The organism is Methylobacterium terricola, from assembly GCF_006151805.1.
GTDB lineage: Bacteria > Pseudomonadota > Alphaproteobacteria > Rhizobiales > Beijerinckiaceae > Methylobacterium > Methylobacterium terricola.
Genome location: NZ_VDDA01000005.1, coordinates 419,710 through 444,590, shown reverse-complemented (window position 1 = coordinate 444,590; position 24,881 = coordinate 419,710). Strand labels below are relative to the sequence as shown.

Here is a 24,881-nt window from a genome sequence, read left to right as displayed (position 1 = left end):
CCAGGAGTTGGATCATGTCGAACGCGCCACACTGCGCTACGGAAGACCGGGCCCCCGTTCGCGAGCTGGAGCCGCACGAGCTCGACGACGTCAGCGGCGGAAAGCTCTACTGGAACGGGGGGAAGGTCGTCGGCTTCGAATTCCAGGTCGGAAGTTTCTCGGTCGGCGAGCTTCCTGTCGCGGGTGGTGCCAGCTACAACTTCTGGAGCACGCCGTTCGGCAGCGGGAGCTATTGGGCCAAGTAGGTCCTTGCCGAGTCGGTCCCTGATCACTCAGGTGGGCCCCTGAGATTACCAAGGGGCACGAACGACGCTCGCGGAAATCCATGCGAGCGCGAGGGGGCGGAAAGCCCCCTCGATCCATGGTGGGGATCCTCGACGTCCTCACCGCGAGGATGATCGGCTCCCCGATAAGCTTGTCCTTTGCCGTCCTCGGCATTTCTCTGCGCTCGTCAGCGAGACCGGATGGCGCGGCACGAGCGTCATTGTCCGTCGTCCCGATGGTCGACGAGGCCGCGTCGCGCGCATCGGCGCCCCGCTCCTGTCCGGCATGCGCCATCACCCTCCCGGCACGGAGACGGACCGTTCTCTCGGCCGGCGCCTTTGCCTTCCAGATGCCGGCCCACAGGACCTCCGGTCGGGACGCTGCGAGACCGCCGCGGGTCCGTCCTCCCGAAGATGAATGTGCACGCCTGAGTTTGGCGCTCAAGAATTGCGTGCTCGCGATCCGGCACTCGCCGCATTCCCGAGCCCCACGATCATTATCTCCAGGCCGCCTCGACGTTCTGCGCCGACCAGGGGACGAGAATGAGATTCAAATTGTTCGAAAGTACGGGTCTCTCACCTGTCATGACCCTGTGAGAGGTTGCTGGACAGACGCTAGGAACCGGCATACCAGTACGGATGTCCTATGGGGCTCGAGGACGCGTCCTTGCGGTATGCGTATCTGGGTTCCGTGTGCATCACGGCCCTCCCGGCGCGACCGCGGGAAGGGCGCTTGCGATGAAGCGATCGGCACTGGAATGACCGTCCGAGCGAGCGAGGCCGTCATCGTCGCGGACGACCATCCGCTGTTTCGCGAGGGCATGCGGCACATCGCCGAGCGGCTCTACCCGCGCGCGCCGGTATGGGAGGCCGAGACGATGGAGGAGGTCCTGGCTCTCGCCCGGTCCGGCCCGCCGCCGCAGGCGGTCTTCCTCGACCTGCTGTTTCCCGGCCTCGACCCGCAGCGGTCGATCGGCGGCTTGCGCGAGGAATTCCAGAAGACCTCGATCATCGTCGTGTCTATGATCGAGGACGAAGCCCTGATCCGCACCGTCATGGCCGAGGGCGCCGACGGCTTCATCGCCAAGTCGCTGCCCGCGTCGGAGATCGCCCGGGCGATCGCGGCAGTGCGCGAGGGCGAGTTCGTCATCCGGCGCAATCCCCGGTCGGAACTGTCCCTGGCCCCGACCGGCCTGCCGCCCCTGACCCAGCGCCAGCGCGACGTCCTGCGCCTCGTCGCGCAGGGGCGGACCAACAAGGAGATCGCCCGCGAGCTGGACATCTCGCCCTTCACCGTCCGCATCCACGTCTCCGCGCTCCTGCGCGCCCTCGACGTCACCTCCCGCGCCGCTGCCGCCGCGAAGGCGGCCAATGCCGGGCTGAGTGGTCTCCTGAACGTGTGAGACGTCAGCATGCGCGACGGTGCATGGCGCGGCCCCGCGAGCGGATCGCACGCCTGCCCTGTACACCTGCCCTAATGTCGCTCCGGCGAGGCCTGTGGCAGTCGGTGCGGGGTGGGCGGATCCGGAGCCATGACGAAGTCGGATGAAACTCGGCCAGGCGGGAGAGCGGCGACCGGGCGATGACGGGGTTGGGACACGGGCCGGGCGAGAAGGCCGACAACGAGAAGGCGCAAACCCTCATCCGCCTCGTCGCCATCGGATGCGTGAGCCTCTACGTCGTGCCCCAGGCGCTCGCCGGGATCGGCCCGCCGGAGCTGCGCATCGTCGCCGGCCTGGTGACGGCGCATTGGCTCGTCACGGCGGCGATTTATGCCTGGATCTCCCGGCATCCGAGCGACAACCGGCGGCGGCGCGCCTTCGCCTTCGTCCTCGACATCGTGGGCATCACCTACACGATGTCGATCGGCGGGGCGCCGTTCCTGCCGCTCTACGCCATCGTCCTGCGGATGATCGTCGGCAACGGGCTGCGCTACGGCGCGGCCTCGCTCAAGCTCTCGACCCTCGCCGCCCTGTCGTCGATCGCCGTCACGACGGGCTTTTCGACCTACTGGCGCGACAACCCGTTCATGGTCGCGACGCTGGTCCTGACCACGCTCCTCGTGCCGACCTACATCTACGGCCTGCTCGAGCGCTTGCGCGGGGCCTATGCGCGCGAGCAGGAGGCGAGCCTGTCTAAGTCGCGCTTCCTCGCCTAGGCGAGCCACGACCTGCGCCAGCCTATCCACGCCATCAGCCTGTTCACCGCCTGCCTGCGCGACGGCCGGCTCGGGCCGGACGAAGTGCGGATGGTGGACAACATCGACCGCTCGCTCCAGAGCGTGTCGCGGCTGTTCAAGTCGCTCCTCGACATCTCGACCCTCGACAGCGGCAAGGTCCGCCCCCGCTTCGAGCCGGTGGCGATCGGCGACATCGTCGAGGACGTGCGGCGGCAGAATTCTGAGGCCGCCCAGCTCGCCGGTACCACCCTGCGCTGCCGGCCCTGCCGCGCCGCCGTGCATACCGACCGAGCCTTGTTCACCACGATGCTCCAGAACATCGTCAACAACGCCATCAAGTACGCGCCCGGCCGGCCGATCCTGATCGGCTGCCGGCGCCAGCGGGACGGCCGGCTCGCCGTGCAGGTCTACGATCGCGGCCCCGGCATTCCGCCCGAGCACCAGGCCCGGATCTTCGACGAGTTCTACCAGGTCCGCCAGCGCGGCGACCGCGACCTCGAAGGGGTCGGCCTCGGCCTGCCGATCGTGCGCCGCCTCGGCGAGATCCTGGACGTCGAGGTCGCGCTCCGCTCGGTCCCGGGGCTGGGCACCTGCGTGACCCTCGGCAACCTCCCGGCCGTGCGGGGGCCGGTCCTCGACGGCGAGTGGCGCCGTCTCGACCCGCCCGCCGCGGTCCGCGGCCTGCGGGTGCTGCTGATCGAGGACGACGAGGCGGTGCTGTCCGCGACCGCCAGCCTGCTACGCCGATGGGGCTGCGAGGTCCAGGCCGAGCCGGGCATTCCCGCCTCCATCGCCGCCGTGGACCTCCTCGTCACGGATTTCGATCTCGGCAACGGCGTGACCGGGGCCGAATGCATCGCGGCGGTGCGGCGCCTGGCGGGGCACGAGGTCCCCGTGGTGGTCATCAGCGGCCACGACGAGGCGCGGGTGCGCGAGGAACTGGGTGCGCCGGACATGCCGATCCTGTCGAAGCCCGTCCGCCCGGCCGAGCTGCGTTCCGTCGTCGTTGCGAAGAGCATGCTGGCCAAAGGCACGGCGGGGCGGGGCGGCTCGCTTGCGCCCTGACGCGGGCATGCGGCCGGCGCCGCCCGGGTTCCCTCGTGTCTCCCGCCGTGAAAGGAGTGCGGCCATGTCCTCACGTTTCGAGAGACTCGCGTTCGTCTGTCTCTCCGCCGTCGTCGCGATGCCGGCCTTCGCCGTCGAGGTGCCGACGACGGACGTGAAGGGCAGCAAGGACAGCCCGATCGTCTCGCGCTTCGCCGGGGCGGTGATCGTCGGCTACCGGCAGCAGGATTTCGCCGCGCTGACCCTGCCGCTCGGCCCCTACGATACGAACCAGAAGAGCCGGTTCGCCCGGAGCATGACCTCCGAGGGGCAGGTGACGAGCATCGCCTACGCTACTCCTAAGGGAAAATCGGCCCTGGAGGTCTTCCGCACCTACGAGCGCACCCTGACCTCAGCCGGTTTCCAGGTGGCGTTTCGCTGCGAGACCGAGGAGTGCGGTGGCTTCGATTTCGCCGCCGCCCTCGCCGACCCGGTCAACCGGGCCATGGGAAGCGACCTGTTCAACCTGCGGATCGACCTCCTCGACGCCACCAACGGCAACGTGCGGTCCCTGACCGCCCGGCTGACCCGCCCGGAGGGACAAGTCGACGTCTCCCTGCTCGTGAGCCAGGACGGCGCCCTGCAGCCTGGCGTGCTGCTCCAGATCGTCGAGGCCCGCGCGATGAAGAGTGGCCAGGTCGTCGTCGATGCCAAGGCCATAGGCGACGGCCTCGCGTCGTTCGGCCACGTGGCGCTCGACGGGATCCAGTTCGAGACCGACAGCGCCACCCTGAAGGCTGAATCCGACGCGACGCTCGCCCAGATGGCCGCCTTGCTCAAGCGGGATGCCGCCCGGCAGGTCTACATCGTCGGCCATACCGACACGTCGGGGTCGCTCGAGCACAACGTCACCCTGTCCCAGGCGCGGGCCGCCGCCGTGGCGAAGGCCCTGACGAGCCGGTTCGGCATCGAAGCCGGCCGGCTTCATGCCCGCGGCGTCGGTCCCTATGCCCCGGTCGCCGGCAATGCGACCGAGGCCGGCCGCGCCAGGAACCGCCGGGTAGAACTGGTGGAGAAGTAGGGACGTCGTGGAGTTCGTTCTCATCGGTCGCCGACTCTGCCTGCCGCCTCCCACCCCGGCGGCTATCGGTGCCATCTGCGATCATGGCCCGCTCGGCGGGGCAGGCTCGTCCCTCGGGGGATGGCCGAACATCGCCTTGTAAGCACGGCTGAACGCCGCCTCGGACTCGTAGCCGACGCGCAGCGCGACCTCGCCGACACGGGCCTCGCGGGCGACCAGCATGTCCCGGGCGAGCGTGAGCCGCCACTCGTTCTGGTAGCGCAGGGGCGAGCGTCCGACGAGCGCGGCGAATCGTTCGCAGAAGCTCGACCGGGACATGCCGCTGACCTCGGCCAGGGCCTCGACGCTCCAACGCGGCAGCGGTCGCTCGTGGATGACCTTCAGCGCCCGGGCGATGCGGGCATCGGACAGCCCTCCGAGCCATCCGGTGGTGTGCCCGCGCTGCACCCAGGTCCGCAGGGTGCGGATGACGATGACGTCGATGATCCGCGAGATCATCAGGGCCGCGCCGGGCTCGTCGTCGGTCACCTCGAGCATCAGGAAGGGGACGATGCCGTCGAGCCATCCGGCTCCTTCGGCGTGCCGGATGTGGATGCGCCCGGGCAGCGCCGAGATCATGCCGCGAAGAGAGTGGGGATCGAACCAGAACCGGCACACGATCACCGAGGCGTGCGAGGCGGCGGCCACCAGCCTCGATCCTCCGAGCCCGCGGGGCAGAAGCACGAGATCGCCGGTGTCGATCGCGACGCGCTCCCCAGCCTCGTCCACGACGTCGAGCGAGCCGTCGGCGACCACCAGGACATTGGCGGCGCCGGCTTCGAGGTCCAGGCCCTTCGACGGCGCGACGACATGCGACCGGACATGGTCCCCGGTGAGCCGGATCTGCGCCAGCACGTGCGAGAGCAGGTCGCCGGAGGCCGGGTCCGGCCCGCCGTCCGGATGAACGGTCAAGTTTTCCAGTGATCCGGTCATGGGTGCCATCGGCGTCCGATCGTAAACAGTCCTTCCGAAGCGACGCGCATCTCACTGACAGGACGCCGCTTTCACGACGCCCGGCCTTCGCCTCGCCGGGTCCGCCGCGTGATGGCCCGTCGCCCCGATCCCCACGGAACACGGGCCTGCCCGGACTCCGACTCCTCCGCCGCGCCGCACCCCCGAAAGGACCACCGATGACGACCATCGAACAAACGGGCCGCGACACGTCGCGCTGGCTGCGCTCCTATTACGGTCTCCGTGCCGGGGTGTCAGTGGCTTGGGTCGCGGCCGCCCTCACCGTCGGGCCGGCCGTGCCGCCGGCCGCGGCGGCGCTTCTGGTCGCCTATCCCGCCTGGGACGCACTCGCCAACGTCGTCGATGCGCGGCGCAGCGGCGGCTTGGCCGCCAATCCCAGCCAGGCCCTCAACGCGGCGGCCAGCACCGTCGTCGCCGTCGCGGTGGCGGTCGCGCTCGGATGGGGCCCGCACGCGGTGCTGGCGGTGTTCGGGGCCTGGGCCGTCCTCTCCGGCCTGCTGCAACTCGCGACCGGCCTGCGGCGCTGGCAGGCCGGGGCCCAATGGGCGATGGCGCTGAGCGGAGCCCAGTCGGCCCTCGCGGGCGCCCACTTCATCGTCAAGGCGAAGGGTGCCGCGACACCCGGGATCACGGACATCGCCCCCTACGCCGCCTTCGGCGCCTTCTACTTCCTGGTCTCGGCCGTGTGGCTGACCGTTGTGCAGGCGCGGAAAGACGCCGCGGAACGGACCGCCTGATCCTGCACGGCGCTGGCGGAACGCTCGAACCTGGATCGTCTCGCGTCGGCATCACGCGGTCGCGTTCACGAGATGCTTCGACACGGTCGCGATGAACGCGCGAAGACGCTGAAGACGCCGCAGGTCGCGGTGATACCCCATCCAGATGTCTCGCGCGGGTGGCGGCGTCGGCATGTCCAGCCTGCGGATGCCCGGGATCTGATCGCCGACCACGCGGGGCAGGACGGCGATGCCGACGCCGTGCCGGCACATGCGTCCCTGGACGTTGCGGTTGTTCGATCTGAGCGCCGGTCGCGCGTTGGGGAAGCTCTCGACGAGCCACGCGATGTCGGGGAAATGGCCGGTGGAGGTGTCGTGCGTGATCAGCCGGAAGCCGGTCCCGTCGCCGTATGGGGGATCCGCCGCCTCCTCGGCGATGTAGACGCCGTAGTCGAGCCTGAACAGCCGCCGCTGAACGACGTCGGCGGTGTCGAACGGAACGATGCGAAAGGCGACGTCGGCCTCCCGCTGGGCGAGGTTGAACAGGCGCGTGCCGGTCAGGATCTCGACGTCGACATGGGGGCAGGCCTCCGCGAAATCCGCCAGGATGGGCGGGAGGACGTAGGCCCCGAACCAGTCCGCCGACGAGATGCGGAGGCTGCCTGTGAGGTTCTGCTCCTGCCCCGCGAGCCGGCGCTCCATGGCGAGCGCGCCTTCCTCCATCTGCTCGGCCAGCGCGATGATCCCGTGACCCTCATCGGTCAGAACGAGACCGTCCGCCGTGCGCTGGAACAGCGTGTGACCGACCGCCTGCTCAAGGGCGCGGAGCCGCCTGCCGACGGTCGGATGGCTGGTGTGAAGCGCACGCGCGGCGCCGCCGAGCGTGCCGGATCGCGCGACAGCGAGGAAGATTCTGACGTCGCTCCATTCCATCGCGACCACCTGTACGAAACTGAACGCCGGGAGTGCAACTCTGTCAGTTAACGAACAAATCTGACCATTTAAATTCCGGCCATCGCCACGGGCCGGCTCGCGGGCGCGGGCTGCGGCCCGACGATTCCCCCGGGCGGCCCGTTCTCGGCTCTGATCCGAACGACAGGAGACGGATCATGCAGATTGGATTCATCGGTCTCGGCAGCATGGGCTCGGCCATGGCGCTCAACCTGGCGAGGGCCGGCCACGACGTGCGGGCCTGGAACCGGAGCACGGTCGCTCGGGAGCGCGTTCCCGGGGTGACGCTGGTCGACCACGCGGCGGAGGCCTTCGAGGCTGACGCCGTCTTCACGATGCTGTCCGACGACGCGGCCATTCGGGAGGTGATCCTCGAGGCCGGCCTGCTGGCGAGCGCGCGACCGGGGCTGGTCCATGTCATCACGTCGACGATCTCGGTCGCCTTCGCGCGCGAACTGGAGCGCCTGCACGCCGAGGCCGGCCTCGGCTACGTGTCCGCCCCGGTCCTCGGCCGCCCGAGCGTTGCGGCGAGCAGCCAGCTCAACATCCTGGCGGCCGGGAAGGCCGATGCTGTCGCCGCGGTTCATCCGCTGCTCGCCCCCCTCGGCAAGAAGGTCTGGACGTTGGGCGAGAACCCCGCCCGGGCGAATGCGGCAAAGCTCGCCTGCAACATGATGATCGCCATGGCGATCGAGGCGATGGCCGAGGGTGTCGTGCTGACCGAGAGCGTCGGCCTCGACCGCGCGGAGTTCTTCGAACTCATCCTGGGCACCCTGTTCTCGGGCCGAGCCTACGAGAGCTACAGCGCGCAGATCACCGAACGAGCGTTCGAGCCGGGCTTCAAGGCCAGCCTCGCCCTCAAGGACATGCGCCTGGCGACCGAGGCCGGCCGCGAGATCGGACGCACGCTCCCGATGCTCGACGCGGTTCGCGAGGGCCTCGGCAAGGCCGTCTCGGCGGGCCTCGGGGAGAAGGACTGGTCGATCATGGCCGACATGACGGTTCGCGGCGGCGACAGCGCGGCGGCATCCGCCTGAAACGAGGAGACCCAGCGATGAAGACGTGGTTCATCACCGGCTGCTCGAGCGGCTTTGGCCGGCGCCTGGCCCTCGCCGCGGCACGGCGCGGCGATCGGGTCGTCGCGACCGCTCGCGACGTCACATCCATCGACGAGATGGCGGCGCCCTTCGCCGGCCGCATGATCGCGCTGCCGCTCGACGTGACGGATGCGGCGGCCGCGAGGTCGGCGGTGGCGAAGGCCGTCGAGACATTCGGCGGGTTCGACGTGCTGGTGAACAATGCCGGCTACGGATTGTACGGCGCGATCGAGGAGGGCACGCCCGAGGAATACCGACCGATGTTCGAGGTGAACGTCTTCGGCCTCATCGAGACCACCCGGGCCGCCCTGCCCACCCTGCGGCGTAAGGGCGGCACGATCGTCACCATGTCCTCGGGTGCCGGCATCGCGGGCGCCGGGGGAGGGGGCTACTACAATGCCGCCAAGTTCGCCGTGGAGGGCGTGTCCGAGGCGCTCGCGAGCGAACTGGAACCCTTCGGGATCCGCGTGCTGATCGTCGAGCCCGGGCCGTTTCGCACCGATTTCCTCGGTCGCTCGATCACCATGGCGGCACGGGAGATGCCGGACTATGCGGCGAGCTCGCGCCGGCATTATCGCGAGACCAACGACGGCAACCAGGCCGGCGATCCCGACAAGGCCGTGGCCGTGATCCTGCGGGCGGTCGATGCCGACGACGCTCCGCTTCACCTGCCGCTCGGCCCGGTCGCGCACGCGATCGCCGAGCGGAAGCTGACGGCATTTCGCCGCGATCTCGAGGCCTGGCGCGAGATCTCGATCGCGACGGATTTCGATCGGCCCTGAGCGCCGGCCTGCCGCACCGTTTCCACGCCACCATCCGACCGGGGTGCGATCATGATCGCGACTTTGCAGGGATTTAGCCAGCAACTGGTGCCGGCGAACGGCATCAGGCTCAACGCCGTCACCGGGGGCGCCGGCCCGCCGATACTCCTCCTTCACGGCTGGCCCGAGACCTGGTGGGAATGGCACCACGTGATGCCGGTGCTGGCCGAACGCTTCAGCGTGGTGGCGCTCGATCTGCGCGGCGCGGGCTTCTCCGACTGTCCGCTCGACGGCTACGACAAGGCGACGATGGCGCGCGATGCGCACGAGGTCATGGTCGCCCTCGGGCACGAGCGCTACGCGGTGTGCGGACACGACATCGGCGGCATGGTGGCGCTGCCGCAGGCGGCGCTCTACCGGGAGGCGGTCACGCATCTCGCCGTGCTCGACGTGCCGCTTCCCGGCTGGACCGAATGGGAGGCGACGACCGCGAGGCTCTGGCACTTCGGATTCCACAGCCACCGGGATCTGCCCGAGCGCCTGATCCACGGCCGGGAATACGACTATCTCTCGACCTTCATGGCCGAGCGGTTCCACGATCACGGGACCTTCGATCCGGCGGACGTCGAGATCTACGCGCAGGCGATGGCGCGCCCCGGCCGCACGCGCGGCGGCATGGAATGGTATCGCACCCTCGCCGCCGATCATGCGGCCGCCCTCGCGTACAAGAAGCGGCCGCTCGAGATACCGGTGCTCGGCTTAGGGGGAGACCAGCGGTTCGGCCCCCGGATGGTGCCGATGCTGCAGGAGTTCGCCGGCACCGTGACGGGCGGCGCGATCGCCCGGTGCGGCCACTACGTCGCCGACGAGCGGCCGCACGAGGTCGCGGCGGCCCTGATCGCGTTCCTCGAGGCCGAGTGACAACCAAAGCCCGTGCGGCAGGGCGGGCCAAACCGGCCGCGACCCTGCGGGCAAAGCTTGGTCGAGGGGTCGACCAAGGGGTCGCGATCGATCCCCGTCAAAGAAGGAGAGTGTCATGTCCGCACCCGTCATTCGCGGCGTCAATCACATCGGCATCACGGTGCCGGACATCGAGGCGGCGACATCGTTCCTGGTGAACGCCTTCGGCGGCCAGGTGATCTACCAGTCCTTCGGACCGCAGGATCCGCCGCGGCAGGGGTCCGACTTCGAGCGGGCGGTCGGCGCGTTTCCCGGAACGGTCGTTCGCGGCCAGGTGATGGTCAAGATCGGTACCGGGGCCGACATCGAGCTGTTCGAGATGCACGGCCCCGACCAGGCCCAGCCGATCCGGGCCAGCGACTTCGGCATCACGCATTTCGCGCTCTACACCGACGACATCGAGGCGTCGGTCGCGCGCTTCGCGCAGGCGGGCGGCACGCCCCTGACCACGCCGCGCGCCATTCCCTACGCGACCGAAAAGGGTCCGGGAAACCGGGTCTGCTACGGCCGGATGCCCTGGGGTACGACGATCGAGTTCATCACGACGCCCGACCGCATGGCCTATCATGATCAGACGGATCTGCGGCGGTGGCAGGACGAGGGCTGATACCGGCAGCCGCTTTCGCCGACCCTTTGTCTCACAACAGCCCGTGACCCGAAGACATGGAGGCGCGGGCCACACCAGGCCGCGCGGCCCCGCATCGGGGCCGGTGTGTCGCCCGAAAACCGACTGCTGCGGCGCGCCTGCCTCGTACGCGGTCCAGGGCGGATCCCTCCTCCGACGAGGCTCCGAGATGCCGCCGCGACCGGTCCCGACCGTTCAGTGGAGGCTCCGCGACGGCGTTGCCGCCCGAGTCCCGGCTCTCCCGTGCCGGGCGGAACCTCGCAGGTCCGAACCCAGGTGCCGCCGCAGCATGAGCGCGAGGGCATGCGAGCGCCACGGCCGGTGCGCGACGTCGACGATGGGGATCGCCGAGAGCACCTCCGGCCTCACCGTATCCGCGGCCGACAGGGAGAGCACGATGGGGCGATGGATGATCCGGGCGGCGCGGCGGGCGAACGTGAGCCCCAAACGTCCGGATGGCTGGTTCTCGACGATCAGCAGGTCGAAGCGTCCCGGCTCCGCGCGGAGCGCCGCCAGCGCCGCGTCCGGATCGGCGTAGCCGACGGGCTCGTAGCCCAGCGCCGCGAGGGTCTCCTCGTCCTCCTGGATCGCGGAGCGGGCGCTTCCGACGATCATCACGGTGCCGCCGACGGCAGCGACCGCCGGCCCGGCCTGCGGGCAGACCGGCAACCAGACCTCGAACGCGCTGCCCGCTGCCGGAGCGCTGCGCACGTGGAAGGCACCGTCCTGCTCCTGGACGAACTCGAACGCGGTGGCGAGGCCGAGCCCGGTCCCGGCCGGGCGGGTGGTGAAGAACGGCTCGAAGATCCGCGCGAGCGTGGCCGTATCCATGCCGCGGCCTTGATCGGCGACGCGGATGCAGACGTACTCGCCGGGGCCCAGCTCGCCGTGCGAGAGAATCCGCCGCTCGCGCAAGGGGACGCGTTCGAGTTGCACGTCGACCGCCCCGCCCGGATCGGAGGCCTGGAGGGCATTGCGGATCAGGTTGTGGACCACCTGCTGCAACTGCGCCGGCTCGCCCTCGACGACCGCGCCGTCCGCGGTCCCGGCGAGGCGGATCGCCGCCGGGTCGGTCGTCGAGGTGCGGATCTGGGCCACCGTCTCGGCCACGACCGCCTCGACGACGCTCGTCGCCCGCGAAGCGGAGCCCCGCCGGCCGTAATCGAGGATCTGTCCGGCGATCTCGCGCGCCCGGCCGCCCGCCCGGACCAGGAGATCGATCTGCCGGGCGGCCCGGCGCGGGTCGGCCGGCAGGGCGTCGGCGGCGATCTCGGCGTGGCCGAGCATGACGTTGAGCACGTTGTTGATGTTGTGGGCCACGCCGCTGGCGAAGATGCCGATCGCCTCCAGCCTCTGCGCGCGCCGCAAGGTGGCCTCGATCTCGCGGCGCTCGGCCCAGACGTGCTGGCGCTCCAGGGCCGCCCCGAAGCTGTCGGCCCCGATCTGCAGAAGGCCGCGCGAGTGCCGCAGCCAGGCCGGTTGCGGGCTGCCGCGCTCGAAGCACATCACGCCGACGATCCGATCCCCGCGGCGCAGCCGCGCGCCGGTCCACGAGACGACGCCGCGCATGGCGAGCGCCCGCACCAGGGCCGGCGGGCCGGTGCCCGCGGCGGCCTCGACGAAGAGGTGGTCGTCGGGCACGGCGAGGATGTCGGGGATCAGGTCGCGCTGCGCCCGCGGCCAGCCGAGGGGAAGCGGGCGGCCGGCCCGGCCCCAGAGGTGGACCGCGTCGCTCCCGTCGAGCATGAGCACGTAGCCGTGATCCACGCCCAGGCCCTCGCCGATCATCGCGAGAACCTCGCCGATGCAGGCGGAGATCTCGTCGGGCTGGCTCGCCAGGAAGCGGTTCGCGGCCTGGGCGACCACGAGCTGGAAGGCGATCGTCCGGCGCAAGCAGACGGTCCCCGCCCGCATCAGCAGGCCGACGCGGATCACCAGGGCCACCAGGGCGAGGGCGGCCGCGTAGAGCGCGAGGCGGAAGCCGTCGGCGCGGGCCTGACGCCGGTCCTTCAGGGCGCGGCGGGCATCGAGGAGGGCGCGCCGCGCCGCCTCGCTCGACGAGGCCGGCAGCGAGCGGGTGGCGGCGTCGACCTGCGGCAGCAGGTCGAGGAGCTGGCGTCCGTGCAGGACGATGGCGGCGATGTCCGCCGCCCGGTCCGCCGCGGGAGCGCCGGACGCCGAGCCGCCCGACGCCGAGCCGGTGGACGCCGAGCCGGTGGACGCCAAGTCGCCGGACGCCAAGTCGCCGGACGCGAGGGCATCGAGCCGGACGCGGATGTCCTCGATCCGCTCACGCGTCGCGTCCCGGGCGAGTTCCGAGACCCGAACCTGAATGGCCGCGACCGCCTGGGCGAGCCGCACGTCGACATCCGTGTCGGAGAGGCGGTCGCTCAGGGAATCGAAATACGCGATCGAGTTCTGAACGAGGGCGTTTCCGGTCTTGAAGCGCTCGGCCATCTGCGCCTCCCTGGCGATCGCCTCCGTCAGGGCGCGCATCGCGGGGTCATCCTGGCCGCTCGCCGCGCGCAGCCCGGCCAGCGCCTCCTCCATCTCCCGAACATGCGCCACGATCGGGTCGTAGTTGCGCAGGAGGCCCGTCCGCGCCCGGAGCACGTCGTGCTGCAGCCGGGATTCGGCGAGCGCGAGGGCGTCGACACTGCGCTGCGTCCGCAGGTGATCGGCGTCCAGCTCGCCCTTGCCGTTGATCATCAGCCAGGTGAGCAGGGCGGCCAGGAGCGCGCCGAGCACAGTCGCCTGAACGGTGAGCCTCATGCGCGCCTCATGGGGGTCAGCCTCTCGGCTGCGGCGGCGGCACCGCGATGCCGGGTGCCCGCGGCGCCGTCAGGGGGCGTCCCTCGTAGGAGCCGGTCAGGGTGCCGAGGAACGCCACGATCGCGTCGGCCTGCGCGGCGGTCAGCTCCCGGCCGAGCTGGACCCGGGCCATCAGCCTGACCGCCTCGGCGAGCGTGGCGACGCTGCCGTCGTCGAAGTAGGGCGCCGTGACCGCGACGTTGCGCAGGCTCGGCACCCGCAGCACCTCGGCGGCCTTGTCGGGGATCGCGACGAAGATCCCGACCTTCTCGAACAGGTTGGCCCCGACATTGACGCCCTGGTGGCAGGCCGCGCAGCCGATGCCCCGGAATAAAGCGTAGCCCGCCCGCTCCGCCTCGGTGACGGCGCCGCTCTCGCCGCGCATCCATCGGTCGAAGCGGCTGTCCGGGGTGAGCAGGCTGCGCTCGAAGCTGACGACCGCATCGATCACCGCCGCCCGGTCGGCGTCCCGACCGAAGGCCGACCGGAACCGGCCGGCGAGCACCGGATCGGCGCGGATCACCGCCAGGATGGCGGGCCAGGACCCGCCCAGGAATTCCGGGCGCGTCAGATCGGCCTCGGCCTGATCCTGCAAAGTCGGGATCTCGCCGGCCCACCCGAGGCGGAAGCTCAAGGCTGCGTTGAAGACCGACGGCGTGTTGCGCGCGAGCGGCCTGCGGTCGGCCGTCAGGTCCCGCGCCACCGCGCTCGCGCCGTTGGTGCGGATGTCGTGACAGGTGATGCAGGCGCGGTCGCCCCCGCGGGACAGCCGCGCGTCGGAGAACAGGGTCCGGCCGAGGGCTGCTCTCGCGGGATCCGCCCCGAGGCTGCCCGGAACCGGGGTGATGACGGCGAGCGCCGCCACGGCCTCCGCGGGCAGCGGATCCGTCGCCGGCCCCTTTGTCGTCGGCCCCTCGGCCGGCCGCTCCCGGGCGAGGGGAGCCAGGACGGCGACCGCGCTCCCGGCGAGGACAGCCGCGAGGGTGACCGCGAGGATCCGGGCGGGGCGGAACGCGGCCACGGCTAGAGCCTCTCGACGGTGGTGGCGAGGACGTAGCCGACGCCGCGCTCGGTGACGATCAGGCGCGGCGCGCTCGGATCGACCTCCAGCTTGCGGCGCAGCCGCAGGATCTGGACATCGATGCTGCGGTCGAACACGTCCTCGTGGACCCGCGTGGCCTGCAGGAGATGCTCGCGGCTCAAGGGGCGCTGGGGAGCATCGAGAAAGGCCACCAGCAGCGCATACTCGCCCTTGCTGAGGGCGACGTCCGCCCCGGCGGGGTTGGTGAGGCGCCGGCGGCGCCGGTCGAGCACCCAGCCGTCGAAGCGGCTACGGTGCGAGTCCTGAGGGGCATCCTTGCCGGATTCCTGCCCCCGCGCCGCGGCGGGCGCGACCTCGGCCCGCCGCAGGACGACCCGCACCCGCGCGAGCAGCTCGCGCAGGCCGTAGGGCTTGACGAGGTAATCGTCCGCGCCGAGCTCGAGGCCGATCACCCGGTCGATCTCGTCGCGGCGATGGCCGGTGGTGATGATCACCGGCAGGTCGCTCCTGGCGCGCAGGTCGCGCAGCAGGTCGAGGCCGTTCTCGGAGCCGAGCCGCAGGTCGAGCACCACGAGGTCGAAGCCGCCTTCCGCAAGCCGCCGCTCCGCCTCCGCCCGGTTGGCGGCCGGGGTGACGTCGACGTCGTGGTCGGCGAAGTGCTCCGAGACGATGCGCTGCATTCCCGCATCGTCCTCGACGAGGAGGATCCGCGTCGGGCCCGGTCGCGTGCTGCGACCCTGGCCCCGGTCCAGACTGGGTTCGATCATGGCGAACTCCGCTTCGCGACGGGACGCCGCGACGGCACGATCCCGACGCGCCGGCTCGAAGACCGGGACGGCCGGCCGGACGATCGCCGAAAGACGGTCGGGCCGTTCCGGTGTCTCGTCCTGAAATTGACGGACGTCGGGTCTTGCACGGCTGGGTTGATACCACGCCGTTTGCAATGTTGGGCCCTTCATCCTGTGCGCGACAGCACAGGGCGAGCATGCGCGCCGGAGATGGTCCTGTCTGCCAGTCAAAGCCGTCGCCGTGACCGTCGTAACGAAGCCCGGCATCACCCGAAACCGCGCCGTAACTCGTCGCGGACCACGATCGCCCGCCCGCATCACGGAGGCGATGACGATCGATTCCGGGCGAGACGGTTCTCGTTCCCGTCGCCGCCGCCATCCCCGTGAGACCGGGCCCGAGCGCCGGGGGATCGCCGGCTTCGCGGAGCCCGCCCGAGGCCCGGGGCATGGCGGCTTCAAGCGATGGCTGCTCGACGCGCTGGTGGTCGGCTTTGCCCATGGCGGCTGCATTCACCATACGCATTCGAGCTCCCTCGACTGTCTGCGCGATCTGAGCCGGGCGAGGCGCCGTGAGAGCATCGTCCAACGAAGTCGATACCGGTTCATCGCAGAAATTCCTGTAAAACCAGAGACCTAGAGCACGTCGCGATTGCAGCGCGGTCGTGACGTGCTCTCCTCGAACCGAGGATCGTTCGGCAGGGCCCTTACGGTCGGACCGATCTCTGGTCGCGGACGGGCTTCCGATCGTCGGACGACGTTCCGCGATCGCCGCCCCCGTGGCGATCCTTCGTCACGGCTCGCGCCCCACCCCCGGCTTCGTCGCCGAGAAGACGGCGCGCCGAGGCGATGACCTGGCGTGTCTGGGAACTCAGCCGTGGCTGCTGCTCGTAGTGCCTCAGGCGCGCGACGAGGTCACGACCGTCCGCAGGTCCGTGAGGCATGCCGCCGAGCACGAATGTCGTGATCGCGTGCCTCAGCTGCGTTTCGAAGGCGTCGTCGGTCTGTCCACGTCCTGCAACCATGAGGTCGTCTCCTTCCACCAAGCGGAGCGATGTCTCGATGAGCCGGGTTACCGCATGATGTCGGGTGATATGACGCATGAAACGTCCCGCAGGGGACGTGTTCCGGCGCACAGTTCGGGGCTGACAGAAGCTTCCGATCGGCCCGTTCTCGCTGTCGAGCTGTGCGGTGCGCCGAATGTTGCAGCCGTCATCATCGATCGGGCATCCGACATCATCCGGTAGCTTGGGGTCCCGAAACATTCTCGCGCCAGCAAGGCAGCGAGGACCGACCGATGGATGGACCCGAAGACCCGATTCTGCCTGCCGGCCCGATCCGGCCTGCGGAGGGCGTTCCGACGCTGACGGTGGCGGAGCTGGAGGCCGATCCGCACGGGGTGTTCCGTGCCTGGCGGCCCCGGCTGCCCTTCGTCGGCCACGAGGTCGCGGGCGCCCTCGTCCTGCGCGCCGCCGATGTCGACCGGCTGATGCGCGACCCCCGCCTCCAGGCGACGGAGACGCTGTACCCGGAGACGCGCGGGATCCGCGAGGGCGCGCTGTTCGACCTGTTCGCGCACGGCATGCTCACCGCCAACGGGGCGGCCCATCGCCGGCGCCGTTCGCCCTTCACCCGCACCTTCGCGGCGCGGATGATCGAGGGCGTGCGGCCGCGGATCCGCGCCGCCGCGGAGGGCCTCGTCCGGGAATGGATGCCTGAGGGCGAGATCGACCTCGTCGCGCGCTACACCGCCCTGATCCCGGCCCGGACGATCGCCGACATCCTCGGCCTGCCGCGCGAGGACGTCCCGCGCTTCACGCGGCTCGCCTACGACGTCTCCCGGGTGCTGAGCTTCAGCTTCGGACCGGAGGACATCCCGGATCTCGAGGCGGCGGCGGTGGCGCTCAAGGACTATGTCGAAGCGCTCCTCGCGGCGCGGCGATCGGCGCCGCGGGACGACCTCCTGTCGCGGTTTCTCGCGGAGGCCGAGGCGACGGGCGAGCTCACGCCGCAGGAGGTGGTCGTCCAGATCGTGCAGATGATCGTCGGCGGCACCGACACGACCCGGGTCGCCGGGGCGATGCAGGCGGCTCTGCTGCTGCGCCACCCGGAGCAATGGGCGGCGGTCGCCCGCGACCCGGATCTGATTCCGGCCGCGGTGGCGGAATCCCTGCGCTACGAGCCGAGCGTCGGTTCCGCCGCGCGGGCCGCCCGGGACGACATCCCTCTCGAGGGGTACGTCGTGCCGGCGGGAAGACTGGTCCTGCTCTCGACGATGTCGGCGTCCCGCGACGAGACGGTCTACGCCCGGCCCGACACGTTCGACATCCGGCGCGCCGACCTGCCGCGCCTGCATCCGGTCTTCGGCGGCGGCGCACATCGGTGCATCGGCGAGCCCCTGGCGCGGGTCGAGCTGGAGGAGGCGTTACGCGCCCTGGTGCGCCTCGCTCCGTGCCTGCGCCTGGCAGGCGCGATGCCGGTGCTCCGGGGCCATAGCGGCATCCGCCGCATCGATGCGCTGCGGGTCGCCGCCTAGCGCCAACGCCGGCCCGTTGCGGCCGTCACCGTTTCGGCCGCGATCCGCAGCCGCGCCGCAACAGGCCGCCCCCAGCCTGGCTCCCGGGCGCGCGGCGGATCGCGCGGCCCCCACCATCCCCCCTGCCGACAAGGACGCGCGATGAAGGTCCTCCTCTGCTCGACGCCCGCCACGGGCCATCTCAACCCCCTGCTCGCCATCGCCCGCATGCTGGCCGAGGACGGCCACGAGGTCATGGTCCTGTCCGGCTCGGCCTTTCGCGACCGCATCGTGGCGGCGGGCGCCCGCTTCGCGGCCCTGCCGGGCAGCGCGGATTTCGACGGGCGCGACCTCCGGGGCGTGGTGCCCGAGCTGGCCCGGATCCCGCCCGGCCCGGACTGGCTGCGCGTCGCCCTGGAAAGGATCTTCATCGAGCGGATTTCCGACCAGCACCGGGGCCTGCGCGAAAATCTGCGGGCCTTTCCGGCCTCCGTGGTGATCGCCGACGACATGTTCTTCGGCGTCCTGCCGTCCCTGCTCGGGCCGCGGGCGGAGCGGCCCGCCATCGTCCTGTGCGGCACCTCGATCCTCCATTGCACCCGCCCCGACGGGGCCCCGGCCTTCCTGGGCCTGCCGCCGGCGGCATCGTCGGAGCAGGAGGCGGTCTACGCGCGGATGGCCGAGGCCTACGACGCGGCGGTCGACCGGCCAGTCGGGCGGAGGCTCGCCGCCGTGCTGGCCGAGTTCGGCTACAGGTCCCCGCCCTGGCCGCTCTTCGACGCGGTGGTGCGGCTCGCCGACACCTACCTGCAGCTCACCGCCCCGGGCTTCGAGTACCCTTTCGCCTATCCCTCGACCGTCCGCTTCGTCGGGGCCCTGCCGATCGTCCCGGGCCAGGCGCTGCTCCCGCCCTGGGCGGGCGACCTCGACGGCAGCCGGAACGTCGTGCTCGTCACGCAGGGAACGGTCGCGAACCACGATTTCGGGCTGCTCGTCGGCCCGGCCCTCGCAGGCCTCGCCGGTGAGCCCGACGTCCTGACCGTCGTGACCGGGGGAGGGCGGGGGCTCGACGCGATCCGCGACGCGGTTGCGGGTGCGGTCCCGGCCAATGCGCGGCTCGCGTCCTACCTGCCCTTCGAGTGGCTGCTGCCCCGGATCGACGCCATGGTGACCAATGGCGGCTACGGCAGCGTCAACCAGGCCCTGGGCGTCGGGATCCCGCTCGTCGGCGCCGGCCTCACCGAGGACAAGGCCGAGGTGAACGCCCGCATCGCGTGGTCGGGGGCCGGGATCGACCTCGCCACGAACGCCCCGACCCCGGAGGCGATCCGGCGGGCGGTGCGGACCGTGCTCGACGAGCCCGGCCATCGCCGGACGGCGCGGCGCCTTGCCGCCGAACTGGCGGGGTACGATGCGAAGACCGAGATCCTGCACGTTCTGGCCCGGTACGGCGGCAGCCGCAGCCGCAGCGCCGCCTGACGGGCAGCGCTGCGGCGATGCCGGAGATGGCCGTGGAGCGCCGCGCAGCCGGCACCCGCCCCGTCCGCCGAGATGACGGCACCCGGCCTGCTGGACCGGGTGCCGTCGGCGTTCTCATTCGACAAAGAATGCTGTTTTCGGGCGTCGAAAGAAATCATATTCTGATTGCCGATGTAGTCGAGTATCGTCGCCATGACATCTCGACGAAAGATCGGACATCTAGTTCTGGGGTTTCATCATCAGGAGCACCAGATCATGATCGCTTCCCGGACGAGACGTGCGGCTGTCGCCGCGACCGGAGCCCTTCTCCTGTGCCTGGCGGCGCCGACGACGGCGCGATCGCAGCCGGACCCGCGCGTGGCGCAGCCCGGGAATGCGATCCCGCCCGCCCTGCCGTCCCCGGCGGGTCGGGAGTTCCGGCCTCCTGCCGTCGAGCGCGAGCACGTCAAGGCGCAGCGCATCATCGCCCGCGTCTGCACGGGCTGCTGATGTCGGCGATATCGCTTCCGCAGGCCTGCGCCGAGATGGCAGGCGCCCGCCCCGGGCTTCGGTGGGCGCGAGCGGTTCGGCCCGCCCGCCGCTCCCTGCGCCGCTCCCTTGCCGTTGCCCGCTCCCTTGCCCGTTCCCTTGCCCGTTCCCTTGCCCGTTCCCTTGCCCGTTCCCTTGCCGCCTCGGCCGCCGGGCACGGCGCGCTCCTCGCGGCAGCGCCGATGCCGCTTCTCCTCGGCCTCGCGGCCGCGACCGCGCCCGAGCCCGTCACCCTCGGCCTCGCCGGGCTCGCCCTGGCCTGGCTCTCGCTGCGGGTCCGGCGCCTGCGCGGTGCCGAGGAGGAGGCGGTCCGCCAGCGCAGCAACCTCGCGCGCCTGACCGCACCGGAGATCGCCCGGCTGGTCGCCGACTCCGATCCCGCTGCCCCGCACACCGGGTGGGAGCAGGAGGCGACGGTGCTCTTCGCCGATATCCGAGGCTTCACCCGCCTCTGCGAGGGCCTGGCCCCCGCCGGCGTCGCCGCGTTCCTCGCCGAGTTCCGGGTCCGCGCCGCGCGGGCCGTCGAGGCGGCGGGCGGCCTCGTCGACAAGTTCGTCGGCGACGAGGTGATGGCGGTGTTCGGGGTGGCGGAGCCTGCATCCGGGGATGCCGACCGCGCCGTCGCGGCGGCGCATGCCCTCGCGGCGGCGATGCAGGACTGGAGCCGCGAGCGCGAACGGGCCGGCCTGCCGCCGGTCCGGATCGGGATCGGCCTGCACCGTGGCCCGGTCTTCGTCGGCGCCATCGGGGTGCGGCGCGTCGAGTTCACCGCGGTGGGCGACACCGTCAACGTGGCCCGCCGCCTCGAGCAGATGACCCGCACGCTCGCCTGCGACTGCCTCGTGTCGGAGGCGGTGATGCGGGCCGCCGCGTGCGGGGAGGCGCGGGTCGCGGCGGTTCAGCCGGTGCGGGGAGCCCGGACCATCCGGCGCCTCTTCGCCCTCCGGCTGGAGACCGGGCGGACCGGGGCGCGTCCGATCGAAACGGAGTGACCGGCGCATGCGCTCCCTCACGCCTGCCCGGGCCGCCGATCCGCTCCCGCCGATGCCGCCTCGGCCGCGTCGCGAAAAAAATTCGGCGGCCGGCGGAATAACGCGGGCGAGGCGGCGTCCTTGTTCGGGTCGGGCCGCCTCGCCCTCGCGCAGAGCGCCCGTGACGACAGGAGAGGTGCGCATGCCGGGAGGCTGGCCGTGAGCGACATGATGCGGCGCATCGAGCCGCTGATCCCGTCCCTGCGCCGCTACGCCCGGGCCCTCCTGCGCGACCCTGCCGATGCCGACGACCTCGTCCAGGACTGCCTGGAGCGCGCGGTGAGCCGCTGGCACCAGCGTCGGTCCGACGGCGACGCCCGCACCTGGCTCTACGCGATCCTGCACAACCTCGCGGTCAGCCAGATGCGCCGGCGCGCCCGGCGCGGTGCGCATGTGCCCGTCGAGGACGCGCCGGAGGCGAGCCTGTCGGTCACCCCGAGCCAGGACGAGGCCTTGCGCCACCGCGACCTGATGGCGGCGCTCGACGCCCTGCCCGAGGAGCAGCGCAGCGTGCTGCTGCTCGTCACCGTGGAGGGGCTGTCCTACGCCGAGGCCGCGCGGGTGCTCGCCATCCCGACCGGCACCGTGATGTCGCGCCTGTCGCGCGCCCGCGACCGGATGGTCCAGCTCATGGACGGCTCCGGCGCCGGTTCCGCCAAACGTCCCCCGCTCAAGCGCCCGCTGCTCAGGAGGGTGAAGTGACCGCGCGCCCGATCAACGAGGACGATCTCCAGGCCCTCGTCGACGACCGGCTCGACCCCGCCCGCCGGGTCGAGGTCGAGGCCTATCTCGCCGGCAGCCCCGATGCGCGCGCGCGCGTCGAGCGCCTGCGGATCCTCGCCCGGGACCTGCGCGCCGCCTTCGCGCCCCTGCTGGACGAGCCGGTCCCGGCCCGGCTCGACCTCGCGCATATCGCCGAGGCACGGCGGCGCCCGCGGCTTGCGATCCGGCAGGCCGCGGCCGCAGCGTTGTTCCTGACCCTCGGCGGTCTCGGCGGCTGGACTCTGCACGGCGTGCTCGCGCCGGTCCCGGCCGGCGTCGATGCCCTGGCGCAGGAGGCGAGCGCGAGCTTCGCAGTCTATGCGCCGGACCGGGCCCGGCCGGTCGAGCTCGCCGGCGACCGCGACGAGATCGCCCGCTGGTTCTCCGCCCGGCTCGCGCGCCCGGTCGGCGTGCCGGACCTGAGCGCGGCCGGCTATCGCCTGATGGGTGGGCGCCTCGTCGCGACGCCTCACGGGCCTGCGGGCCTGCTGATGTACGACGATTCCCGTGGCACGCGCCTCGTCATGCTGATGCGCCGAATGGGTGAGCCGGGCGATGCGCCGATGCGCGAGCACCAATCCGGGTCGGCCACCGGCTACGCCTGGGCCAGGGGCGGGCTCGGCTACAGCCTCGTGGGCCCGGCCGGCATGGCCGGCCTGCACCCCCTCGCCAACGAGATCCGCCGCACGACCGCGGCGAACACCTGAGGCTGCCATGACCCTGTTGCACGACCTGACCGGCGCCCCCCCGGGAATGACCACACGCTCCCTGCTGCTGCGGCTCTCCGCCATCGGTGTGGTGCTGGCGGCAGGGGCGGGCACCTTCGCCTATGCGGGCGGCTGGCTGTCGCCGGGCGCGCTGACGCCCGCCCGCATCGTCGACCGCCTCGAGGAGGTGAACGGTCGGCATCCCGGCTTCCGGCGCAACCACGCCAAGGGCCTGTGCGTGTCGGGCCGCTTCGCCGCTGGCGGCGCCGGCGCCAGGCTCTCGACGGCGAGCCTGTTCGCGGCCGGGCAGGTGACGCCCGTCGAGGGACGGGTGGCGCTGGCGGGCGGGCAGCCCTACGCGGCGGATGCCGAGACCACGGTGCGCAGCCTCGCCCTGCGCTTCCGGCTGCCGGACGGCGAGGAGTGGCGCACCGGCATGAACACCATCCCGGTCTTCCCGGTGCGCACCCCCGAGGCGTTCTACGACCAGCTGCTCGCCGCCAAGCCCGATCCGGCGACCGGCAAACCCGATCCGGAGCGCCTGAAGGCCTTCTTCGCCGCGCATCCGGAGAGCGCGAAGGCCGCCGCCCTGATCAAGGCGCGCACGATCACCTCGGGCTTTGCCGACAGCACCTACTGGGGCCTGAACGCCTTCCGGTTCATGGCCGCCGACGGAAGTGCGACGCCGGTGCGCTGGGCCGCCGTGCCGGAGCGGGCGTCTGCGCCGGAGAATGCCGCGCAGGCCGCGCGGGCCGATAAGAACTTCCTGTTCGACGACCTCGCCGCGCAGCTCCGCCAGGGGCCGCTAAGCTGGCACCTCGTCGCGACGCTCGGCCGGCCGGACGATGCCGTCGCGGACGCGACGCTGCCCTGGCCCTCGGATCGCGAGACCGTCGATCTCGGCACGCTCACCCTCACGGGCGCGGAGCCCGAGACGGCAGGCCATTGCCAGGACGTCAATTTCGACCCGCTCGTCCTGCCGGACGGCATCGCGCCGTCCGACGATCCGCTGCTGAGCGCCCGCTCCGCCGCCTATGCCCGCTCCTTCACCCGCCGGGCCGGCGAGGAGAAGAGCCCGAGCGCCGTTGCGGCGGCGCCTGCCCGAGGAGCCGGCCTGTGAGCGACCTGCCCCGCTTCAACCTCCTCGCGCGCCTGCTCCACTGGAGCATGGCGGCGGCGATCCTGGCCATGCTGCTGATCGGCGTGGCGATGGTGGCCTCGCTGGCCGACTATCACGTGCTGGTCGGGGTGCACCGTCCGCTCGGCCTCCTGATCCTGCTCCTCGTCGTCGTGCGGCTGGCGAACCGCTGGCGCCATCCGCCGCCGACCCTGCCGGCGGATCTGCCCGGGTGGCAGCGGCGGGCCGCGCATGCCTCGCACGTCGCCCTCTACGGCCTCATGCTGGCCATGCCCATCATCGGCTGGGCGATGCTGTCGGCGGCACGCGATCCGGTGGCCCTCGGCGGGTCGTTCGTGCTGCCGCCGATCCTGCCCCACAGCCCGCTCGCCTACGCCTGGCTGCGCGCGCTCCACGGCGTGCTGGCCTACGCGCTGTTCTGCCTCGTCCTCGCCCATCTCGGGGCGGCGCTGCTCCACGCCCTGATCCGCCGGGACGGCGTATTCGCCAGCATGGCTCCCTGGCGACGCCGCCGCCCGGCTACGGGGCTCCGGGCGGACGCATGACCCGGACAACCGTCGCACCTGCTCGGTGCCTGAGCACGACCGTGGTCGCGAGCGGCACAGATGAAATGTTCGATTGTCGACTCAAGGGGCGCCGATCGATCGGCCTAGTCCATTCGGCTTATTTCGTGCCGTATCGTTGGTCGATGTCCCTGTGACGACCCGTATCCCACCGACACTCGTCGAGGCGGCAGCGTCCCATTCCGCAGCGAAAACCACAGGTTGTGTTTTTCCAATTGGAGCCAGGCACACTCGGAAACCTGATGCTTGCCATTGAACGACCATTCTGCCCACAAGCTGCGCAGACATGGGAAGTTCAACGAAAAATAATCGTATATCATGTAAAAAATTTCGATATCAAAAATAGCAATAGTGTTTTATCAGATTTTTATTGATCATGTTGCATTGTCATTGATTGGTGATATCAACTTATTATATCATTTGATAATATTTATATATCAAATATGTTGCAAAATTGCATAATCTCTACCCTCCCAAGCCCCTTTCCAGCTCGGGCGTGCCTCTGTAGGTTGTGGGTGAATTGCGCGTGACCTCAATCTGAAGTTGATTGGAGAGATCGCACGCCGGCGCGTCAAGACGCAGGGGGGCCATGCGTGTCTCATCGATCAGGGCAGCGTGGAAGTGGTGCGACGGGTCTGCTGCGGCTCGAGGATCGCGTGCTGTTCGACGCGGCCGGTGCCGCGGCGGCGGCGGCCGTCGCGCAGCAGGCTGACGACGGGCAGGCGGCGGGAGACCTCGCAGGGCATGACGGTCCGGCCGCCGAGCCCGACGCGGGCGGGGGCGCCGCGCATCCGGTTCCGGTAGCCGAACCGGCAGCGTCCGGCATCCATCT

26 protein-coding genes are annotated in these 24,881 nt (G+C 71.1%); 20 read left to right on the top strand and 6 right to left on the bottom strand.

Translation table 11 applies throughout. The features are described from left to right. The first annotated feature begins 14 nt into the window (after positions 1-14). The 5 genes from FF100_RS15365 to FF100_RS15350 all read left to right on the top strand — a co-directional run bounded on the left by FF100_RS15365 (position 15) and on the right by FF100_RS15350 (position 4,567). Positions 15-245 carry a hypothetical protein gene (locus FF100_RS15365; protein ID WP_139036548.1) on the top strand — a complete coding sequence of 77 codons (231 nt, stop codon included), beginning with the start codon at positions 15-17 and terminating at the stop codon, positions 243-245. A gap of 776 nt (positions 246-1,021) precedes the next feature. Continuing rightward, positions 1,022-1,666 (top strand): LuxR C-terminal-related transcriptional regulator, encoded by a 645-nt coding sequence (locus tag FF100_RS15360; RefSeq protein WP_139036546.1) that lies wholly within the window; start codon positions 1,022-1,024, stop codon positions 1,664-1,666. Positions 1,667-1,845: 179 nt separating this feature from the next. Further along, positions 1,846-2,421, top strand: a complete 576-nt coding sequence (locus FF100_RS37875; protein WP_246102088.1) for a hypothetical protein — start codon at positions 1,846-1,848, stop codon at positions 2,419-2,421. 12 nt (positions 2,422-2,433) lie between these two features. After that, positions 2,434-3,507, top strand: coding sequence for a hybrid sensor histidine kinase/response regulator (locus FF100_RS37870; protein WP_281287290.1), 1,074 nt, complete (start codon positions 2,434-2,436; stop codon positions 3,505-3,507). Between the two features lie 64 nt (positions 3,508-3,571). Continuing rightward, complete coding sequence (locus FF100_RS15350) at positions 3,572-4,567, top strand: OmpA family protein (RefSeq protein WP_139036544.1); 996 nt, start codon at positions 3,572-3,574, stop codon at positions 4,565-4,567. An 81-nt stretch (positions 4,568-4,648) separates the two neighbouring features. Here the strand turns inward: FF100_RS15350 and FF100_RS15345 are convergent, their stop codons facing one another. Next, complete coding sequence (locus FF100_RS15345) at positions 4,649-5,539, bottom strand: AraC family transcriptional regulator (RefSeq protein ID WP_139036542.1); 891 nt, start codon at positions 5,537-5,539, stop codon at positions 4,649-4,651. A 197-nt stretch (positions 5,540-5,736) separates the two neighbouring features. On the opposite strand from FF100_RS15345, the gene FF100_RS15340 reads away from it, so the two are divergent. Further along, the gene (locus tag FF100_RS15340; RefSeq protein ID WP_139036540.1) at positions 5,737-6,315 is read left to right on the top strand and encodes a DUF308 domain-containing protein; all 579 of its coding nucleotides are present in this window, start codon (positions 5,737-5,739) and stop codon (positions 6,313-6,315) included. A 51-nt stretch (positions 6,316-6,366) separates the two neighbouring features. On the opposite strand, the gene FF100_RS15335 is transcribed toward FF100_RS15340, so the two are convergent. After that, positions 6,367-7,227 carry a LysR family transcriptional regulator gene (locus FF100_RS15335; RefSeq protein ID WP_139036538.1) on the bottom strand — a complete coding sequence of 287 codons (861 nt, stop codon included), beginning with the start codon at positions 7,225-7,227 and terminating at the stop codon, positions 6,367-6,369. Between the two features lie 176 nt (positions 7,228-7,403). On the opposite strand from FF100_RS15335, the gene FF100_RS15330 reads away from it, so the two are divergent. From FF100_RS15330 to FF100_RS15315, 4 genes are all read left to right on the top strand, one after another. Continuing rightward, entirely contained in the window at positions 7,404-8,282 is an 879-nt protein-coding gene (locus FF100_RS15330) for an NAD(P)-dependent oxidoreductase (RefSeq protein ID WP_139036536.1), read from the top strand. Between the two features lie 17 nt (positions 8,283-8,299). Further along, positions 8,300-9,124: an oxidoreductase gene (locus FF100_RS15325; protein WP_139036534.1), complete on the top strand. Its 825-nt coding sequence runs from the start codon at positions 8,300-8,302 to the stop codon at positions 9,122-9,124. Positions 9,125-9,175: 51 nt separating this feature from the next. Beyond that, the gene (locus tag FF100_RS15320) at positions 9,176-10,024 is read left to right on the top strand and encodes an alpha/beta fold hydrolase (protein ID WP_139036532.1); all 849 of its coding nucleotides are present in this window, start codon (positions 9,176-9,178) and stop codon (positions 10,022-10,024) included. A gap of 115 nt (positions 10,025-10,139) precedes the next feature. Further along, on the top strand, positions 10,140-10,670 hold the full coding sequence (locus FF100_RS15315) for a VOC family protein (protein WP_139036530.1): 531 nt from the start codon (positions 10,140-10,142) through the stop codon (positions 10,668-10,670). 213 nt (positions 10,671-10,883) lie between these two features. Here the strand turns inward: FF100_RS15315 and FF100_RS15310 are convergent, their stop codons facing one another. Genes FF100_RS15310 through FF100_RS15300 form a run of 3 tightly spaced genes read right to left on the bottom strand, consistent with a single transcriptional unit; the run spans position 10,884 to position 15,308 of the window. After that, positions 10,884-13,460, bottom strand: coding sequence for a DAHL domain-containing protein (locus tag FF100_RS15310; protein ID WP_139036527.1), 2,577 nt, complete (start codon positions 13,458-13,460; stop codon positions 10,884-10,886). 16 nt (positions 13,461-13,476) lie between these two features. Beyond that, on the bottom strand, positions 13,477-14,520 hold the full coding sequence (locus FF100_RS15305; RefSeq protein WP_139036526.1) for a cytochrome-c peroxidase: 1,044 nt from the start codon (positions 14,518-14,520) through the stop codon (positions 13,477-13,479). 2 nt (positions 14,521-14,522) lie between these two features. After that, entirely contained in the window at positions 14,523-15,308 is a 786-nt protein-coding gene (locus FF100_RS15300; RefSeq protein ID WP_139036524.1) for a response regulator, read from the bottom strand. 349 nt (positions 15,309-15,657) lie between these two features. Between FF100_RS15300 and FF100_RS15295 the strand changes: the two genes are divergently transcribed. The 10 genes from FF100_RS15295 to FF100_RS15250 all read left to right on the top strand — a co-directional run bounded on the left by FF100_RS15295 (position 15,658) and on the right by FF100_RS15250 (position 24,031). Further along, positions 15,658-15,966, top strand: coding sequence for a hypothetical protein (locus tag FF100_RS15295; RefSeq protein WP_139036522.1), 309 nt, complete (start codon positions 15,658-15,660; stop codon positions 15,964-15,966). A 139-nt stretch (positions 15,967-16,105) separates the two neighbouring features. Beyond that, positions 16,106-16,573, top strand: coding sequence for a hypothetical protein (locus FF100_RS37065; RefSeq protein WP_171070178.1), 468 nt, complete (start codon positions 16,106-16,108; stop codon positions 16,571-16,573). Positions 16,574-16,623: 50 nt separating this feature from the next. Next, positions 16,624-17,862 carry a cytochrome P450 gene (locus FF100_RS15285; protein ID WP_139036521.1) on the top strand — a complete coding sequence of 413 codons (1,239 nt, stop codon included), beginning with the start codon at positions 16,624-16,626 and terminating at the stop codon, positions 17,860-17,862. A 141-nt stretch (positions 17,863-18,003) separates the two neighbouring features. Further along, the gene (locus tag FF100_RS15280; RefSeq protein WP_139036519.1) at positions 18,004-19,320 is read left to right on the top strand and encodes a glycosyltransferase; all 1,317 of its coding nucleotides are present in this window, start codon (positions 18,004-18,006) and stop codon (positions 19,318-19,320) included. A gap of 357 nt (positions 19,321-19,677) precedes the next feature. Beyond that, a complete protein-coding gene (locus tag FF100_RS38365; RefSeq protein WP_281287288.1) occupies positions 19,678-19,809 on the top strand; it encodes a hypothetical protein in 132 nt (43 codons plus the stop codon). Between the two features lie 221 nt (positions 19,810-20,030). Continuing rightward, positions 20,031-20,840, top strand: coding sequence for an adenylate/guanylate cyclase domain-containing protein (locus tag FF100_RS15270; protein ID WP_246102087.1), 810 nt, complete (start codon positions 20,031-20,033; stop codon positions 20,838-20,840). A gap of 198 nt (positions 20,841-21,038) precedes the next feature. Continuing rightward, a complete protein-coding gene (locus FF100_RS15265; protein WP_139036515.1) occupies positions 21,039-21,581 on the top strand; it encodes a sigma-70 family RNA polymerase sigma factor in 543 nt (180 codons plus the stop codon). Beyond that, positions 21,578-22,348 carry an anti-sigma factor family protein gene (locus FF100_RS15260; RefSeq protein WP_139036514.1) on the top strand — a complete coding sequence of 257 codons (771 nt, stop codon included), beginning with the start codon at positions 21,578-21,580 and terminating at the stop codon, positions 22,346-22,348. The genes FF100_RS15265 and FF100_RS15260 overlap by 4 nt, the downstream gene beginning before the upstream one ends. 7 nt (positions 22,349-22,355) lie before the next feature. Further along, entirely contained in the window at positions 22,356-23,468 is a 1,113-nt protein-coding gene (locus FF100_RS15255; RefSeq protein WP_139036513.1) for a catalase family peroxidase, read from the top strand. Further along, positions 23,465-24,031: a cytochrome b gene (locus tag FF100_RS15250; RefSeq protein WP_139036512.1), complete on the top strand. Its 567-nt coding sequence runs from the start codon at positions 23,465-23,467 to the stop codon at positions 24,029-24,031. The genes FF100_RS15255 and FF100_RS15250 overlap by 4 nt, the downstream gene beginning before the upstream one ends. A 623-nt stretch (positions 24,032-24,654) precedes the next feature. Here the strand turns inward: FF100_RS15250 and FF100_RS37865 are convergent. Further along, positions 24,655-24,879 carry a hypothetical protein gene (locus tag FF100_RS37865; protein WP_246102108.1) on the bottom strand — a complete coding sequence of 75 codons (225 nt, stop codon included), beginning with the start codon at positions 24,877-24,879 and terminating at the stop codon, positions 24,655-24,657. Positions 24,880-24,881 lie beyond the last annotated feature (2 nt).